The sequence below is a fragment of the Cellulomonas chitinilytica genome (genome assembly GCF_016862675.1).
Classification (GTDB): domain Bacteria; phylum Actinomycetota; class Actinomycetes; order Actinomycetales; family Cellulomonadaceae; genus Cellulomonas; species Cellulomonas chitinilytica.
On record NZ_BONK01000025.1, the window covers coordinates 1 to 5,510 of the forward strand.

Below are 5,510 nucleotides of genomic sequence, written 5' to 3' on the forward strand. Positions count from 1 at the left end.
ATGCGCGTCTGTTCCTTGAGAACTCAACAGTGTGCCAAGTAGTCGATGCCAAGATGGTCCATCGCAGTGATGTGGTGGGTCTTGGTTGAGATGCGGGTCGTCTGCTCACCCCGTGGGTGGGCGGCTCCGAATTACAGCCGAATCTGATTGTCCTTCGGGACGTTTCGTGTGTCGGTTGCTGGCCTGCTTCGGTGGGTCGGTGCCATGTAGACATTTACGGAGAGTTTGATTCTGGCTCAGGACGAACGCTGGCGGCGTGCTTAACACATGCAAGTCGAACGGTGACGACCAGCTTGCTGGTCTGATCAGTGGCGAACGGGTGAGTAACACGTGAGCAACCTGCCCTTGACTCTGGGATAACCACGGGAAACGGTGGCTAATACCGGATATGAGACGCACACGCATGTGTCGTGTCTGGAAAGATTTATCGGTCAAGGATGGGCTCGCGGCCTATCAGCTTGTTGGTGGGGTAATGGCCTACCAAGGCGACGACGGGTAGCCGGCCTGAGAGGGCGACCGGCCACACTGGGACTGAGACACGGCCCAGACTCCTACGGGAGGCAGCAGTGGGGAATATTGCACAATGGGCGCAAGCCTGATGCAGCGACGCCGCGTGAGGGATGACGGCCTTCGGGTTGTAAACCTCTTTCAGCAGGGAAGAAGCGCAAGTGACGGTACCTGCAGAAGAAGCGCCGGCTAACTACGTGCCAGCAGCCGCGGTAATACGTAGGGCGCAAGCGTTGTCCGGAATTATTGGGCGTAAAGAGCTCGTAGGCGGTTTGTCGCGTCTGCTGTGAAAACCTGAGGCTCAACCTCGGGCTTGCAGTGGGTACGGGCAGACTAGAGTGCGGTAGGGGTGACTGGAATTCCTGGTGTAGCGGTGGAATGCGCAGATATCAGGAGGAACACCGATGGCGAAGGCAGGTCACTGGGCCGCAACTGACGCTGAGGAGCGAAAGCATGGGGAGCGAACAGGATTAGATACCCTGGTAGTCCATGCCGTAAACGTTGGGCACTAGGTGTGGGGCTCATTCCACGAGTTCCGTGCCGCAGCAAACGCATTAAGTGCCCCGCCTGGGGAGTACGGCCGCAAGGCTAAAACTCAAAGAAATTGACGGGGGCCCGCACAAGCGGCGGAGCATGCGGATTAATTCGATGCAACGCGAAGAACCTTACCAAGGCTTGACATACACCGGAAAAGTGCAGAGATGTGCTCCCCGTAAGGTCGGTGTACAGGTGGTGCATGGTTGTCGTCAGCTCGTGTCGTGAGATGTTGGGTTAAGTCCCGCAACGAGCGCAACCCTCGTCCCATGTTGCCAGCGGGTTATGCCGGGGACTCATGGGAGACTGCCGGGGTCAACTCGGAGGAAGGTGGGGATGACGTCAAATCATCATGCCCCTTATGTCTTGGGCTTCACGCATGCTACAATGGCCGGTACAAAGGGCTGCGATACCGCGAGGTGGAGCGAATCCCAAAAAGCCGGTCTCAGTTCGGATTGGGGTCTGCAACTCGACCCCATGAAGTCGGAGTCGCTAGTAATCGCAGATCAGCAACGCTGCGGTGAATACGTTCCCGGGCCTTGTACACACCGCCCGTCAAGTCACGAAAGTCGGTAACACCCGAAGCCGGTGGCCCAACCCTTGTGGGGGGAGCCGTCGAAGGTGGGACTGGCGATTGGGACTAAGTCGTAACAAGGTAGCCGTACCGGAAGGTGCGGCTGGATCACCTCCTTTCTAAGGAGCATCTGGCAGCCGCGTTCATCTGTCATGGGTGGCGCAGGGTGTCCAGGCCCACGCACACGGCGAACGATCGTGTGGTGGTGCTCGAGGGTGGAACATCGACTACGGCCGGCCTGGTGCCGGTGGTTGCTCTAGTACGCCTGCCGCTTGCGGTGGGGAGGGAACGAGCTGATCACCGGGGTCATCGGGTTGGCCTGGCACGCTGTTGGGTCCTGAGGGAACAGCCGGAAGGTTGGGAACTTGGGGTCGAGTCAGCCACTGTCGCACCTGCGGGTGTGGGGGTGGCTGTCGGCCTGCGGGCCGCCTGGTCGCATGAACCGTCCATCACGAGCTGGTGGGCAAGGCGTGCGAGTAAAGGGCGAGTCACCCGGTCGTAGCTTGAGAACTGCACAGTGGACGCGAGCATCTTTGAATGATCTTTGTGGTCAAGTTTATAAGGGCACAGGGTGGATGCCTTGGCACTAGGAGCCGAAGAAGGACGTTGTAGCCTGCGATAAGCCTCGGGGAGTTGGCAAACGAACCGTGATCCGAGGATGTCCGAATGGGGAAACCCCGCACGAGTCATGTCGTGTGACCCGCACCTGAATATATAGGGTGTGTGGAGGGAACGCCGGGAAGTGAAACATCTCAGTACCGGCAGGAAGAGATATTCCGTGAGTAGTGGCGAGCGAAAGCGGATCAGGCCAAACCGTCTACGTGTTCAAGCCGGCAGGCGTTGCGTATGCGGGGTTGTGGGACCTTGCTGTTGGTTCTGCCGAACCGACAGGGAGTCAGAAAGTCGCGTCATAGTCGAAGGGCATTGAAAGGCCCGGCACAGAGGGTGGTACCCCCGTAGACGAAATGGCGTGGCCTCCCGTGAGGGATCCCAAGTAGCTCCGGGCCCGAGAAACCTGGAGTGAATCTGCACAGACCACTGTGTAAGCCTAAATACTACCTAGTGACCGATAGCGGACAAGTACCGTGAGGGAAAGGTGAAAAGTACCCCGGGAGGGGAGTGAAATAGTACCTGAAACCGTGTGCCTACAATCCGTCGGAGCCTCCCTAGCAGGGGTGACGGCGTGCCTTTTGAAGAATGAGCCTGCGAGTTAGTGGTACGTGGCGAGGTTAACCCGTGTGGGGAAGCCGTAGCGAAAGCGAGTCCGAATAGGGCGATTCAGTCGCGTGCTCTAGACCCGAAGCGGAGTGATCTAGCCATGGGCAGGGTGAAGCGCGGGTAAGACCGCGTGGAGGCCCGAACCCACCAGGGTTGAAAACCTGGGGGATGACCTGTGGTTAGGGGTGAAAGGCCAATCAAACTCCGTGATAGCTGGTTCTCCCCGAAATGCATTTAGGTGCAGCGTCACGTGTTTCTTGCCGGAGGTAGAGCTACTGGATAGCCGATGGGCCCCACCAGGTTACTGACGTTAGCCAAACTCCGAATGCCGGTAAGCCAGAGCGTGGCAGTGAGACTGCGGGGGATAAGCTCCGTAGTCGAGAGGGAAACAGCCCAGACCACCAGCTAAGGCCCCTAAGCGTATGCTAAGTGGGAAAGGATGTGGAGTTGCACAGACAACCAGGAGGTTGGCTTAGAAGCAGCCACCCTTGAAAGAGTGCGTAATAGCTCACTGGTCAAGTGATTCCGCGCCGACAATGTAGCGGGGCTCAAGCATACCGCCGAAGCTGTGGCATTCACACGATAACTAAGCCTTCGTGGTTCAGGTGTGTGGATGGGTAGGGGAGCGTCGTGTGGCGGGCGAAGTCGCGGGGTAACCCAGCGGTGGACGCCACACGAGTGAGAATGCAGGCATGAGTAGCGAATGACGGGTGAGAAACCCGTCCGCCGAATGACCAAGGGTTCCAGGGCCAGGCTAATCCGCCCTGGGTAAGTCGGGACCTAAGGCGAGGCCGACAGGCGTAGTCGATGGACAACGGGTTGATATTCCCGTACCGGCGAAGAACCGCCCATACCGAGCCCGGTGATGCTAAACGACCGAGCCGGCACACCACCCCTTCGGGGGTACCGTGCCGGGGAGCTCGTGACCCGAACCGGTAGTAGGTAAGCGTATTAACAGGGGTGACGCAGGAAGGTAGCCGTGCGTGGCGATGGTAGTCCACGTCCAAGGTCGTAGGGCGAGAGGTAGGCAAATCCGCCTCTCACATAGCCTGAGAGCTGATGGTGACCGCGAACGCGGGAAAATGGTGATCCTATGCTGCCAAGAAAAGCCTCGACGCGAGGTTCTAGCCGCCCGTACCCCAAACCGACTCAGGTGGTCAGGTAGAGAATACCAAGGCGATCGAGAGAATCGTGGTTAAGGAACTCGGCAAAATGCCCCCGTAACTTCGGGAGAAGGGGGGCCTGACGTGTGAACCGGCTAGCCCGGGGAAGCACCAAGGGCCGCAGAGACCAGGGAGAAGCGACTGTTTACTAAAAACACAGGTCCGTGCGAAGTCGCAAGACGATGTATACGGACTGACGCCTGCCCGGTGCTGGAAGGTTAAGAGGACGGGTCAGCCGCAAGGCGAAGCTCAGAATTTAAGCCCCAGTAAACGGCGGTGGTAACTATAACCATCCTAAGGTAGCGAAATTCCTTGTCGGGTAAGTTCCGACCTGCACGAATGGCGTAACGACTTCTCCGCTGTCTCAACCGCGAACTCGGCGAAATTGCACTACGAGTAAAGATGCTCGTTACGCGCAGCAGGACGGAAAGACCCCGGGACCTTTACTATAGCTTGGTATTGGTGTTCGGTGCGGCTTGTGTAGGATAGGTGGGAGACTGTGAAGCCGGCACGCCAGTGTCGGTGGAGTCAACGTTGAAATACCACTCTGGTCGCTCTGGATATCTAACCTCGGTCCGTGATCCGGACCAGGGACAGTGCCTGGTGGGTAGTTTAACTGGGGCGGTTGCCTCCTAAAATGTAACGGAGGCGCTCAAAGGTTCCCTCAGCCTGGTTGGCAATCAGGTGGCGAGTGCAAGTGCACAAGGGAGCTTGACTGTGAGACTGACAGGTCGAGCAGGGACGAAAGTCGGAACTAGTGATCCGGCGGTGGCTTGTGGAAGCGCCGTCGCTCAACGGATAAAAGGTACCCCGGGGATAACAGGCTGATCTTGCCCAAGAGTCCATATCGACGGCATGGTTTGGCACCTCGATGTCGGCTCGTCGCATCCTGGGGCTGGAGTAGGTCCCAAGGGTTGGGCTGTTCGCCCATTAAAGCGGTACGCGAGCTGGGTTTAGAACGTCGTGAGACAGTTCGGTCCCTATCCGCTGCGCGCGCAGGAAACTTGAGAAGGGCTGTCCCTAGTACGAGAGGACCGGGACGGACGAACCTCTGGTGTGCCAGTTGTTCCGCCAGGAGCACGGCTGGTTGGCTACGTTCGGAAGGGATAACCGCTGAAAGCATCTAAGCGGGAAGCCTGCTTCAAGATGAGGTTTCCACGGGGACTCGATCCCCGAGAGGCACCCAGCTAGACCACTGGGTTGATAGGCCGGATGTGGAAGAGGGGACGAAAGACCCTCGCAGCTGACCGGTACTAATATGCCGACAACTTCACCACCTTCATTCATTGCTACGCGTCCACTGTGCGGTTCCCGAGAGACGAACGGGAACCCGTTTGACAACTCGACAACGTTACGGCGGTCATAGCGAAGGGGAAACGCCCGGTCCCATTCCGAACCCGGAAGCTAAGCCCTTCAGCGCCGATGGTACTGCACTCGCCAGGGTGTGGGAGAGTAGGACGCCGCCGGACACCATTCAGAAAGAGCCACCCCACACGGGGTGGCTCTTTCTGTTT

3 rRNA genes are annotated in these 5,510 nt (G+C 58.3%); all 3 read left to right on the forward strand.

The window, feature by feature from the left end:
* Positions 1-213: 213 nt before the first annotated feature.
* A 16S ribosomal RNA gene (locus Cch01nite_RS22390) occupies positions 214-1,734 on the forward strand.
* 429 nt (positions 1,735-2,163) lie between these two features.
* Positions 2,164-5,273: ribosomal RNA gene (locus Cch01nite_RS22395) — 23S ribosomal RNA — on the forward strand.
* 75 nt (positions 5,274-5,348) lie between these two features.
* Positions 5,349-5,465: ribosomal RNA gene (gene rrf, locus Cch01nite_RS22400) — 5S ribosomal RNA — on the forward strand.
* Together the 16S, 23S and 5S rRNA genes form the textbook arrangement of a ribosomal RNA operon.
* Positions 5,466-5,510 lie beyond the last annotated feature (45 nt).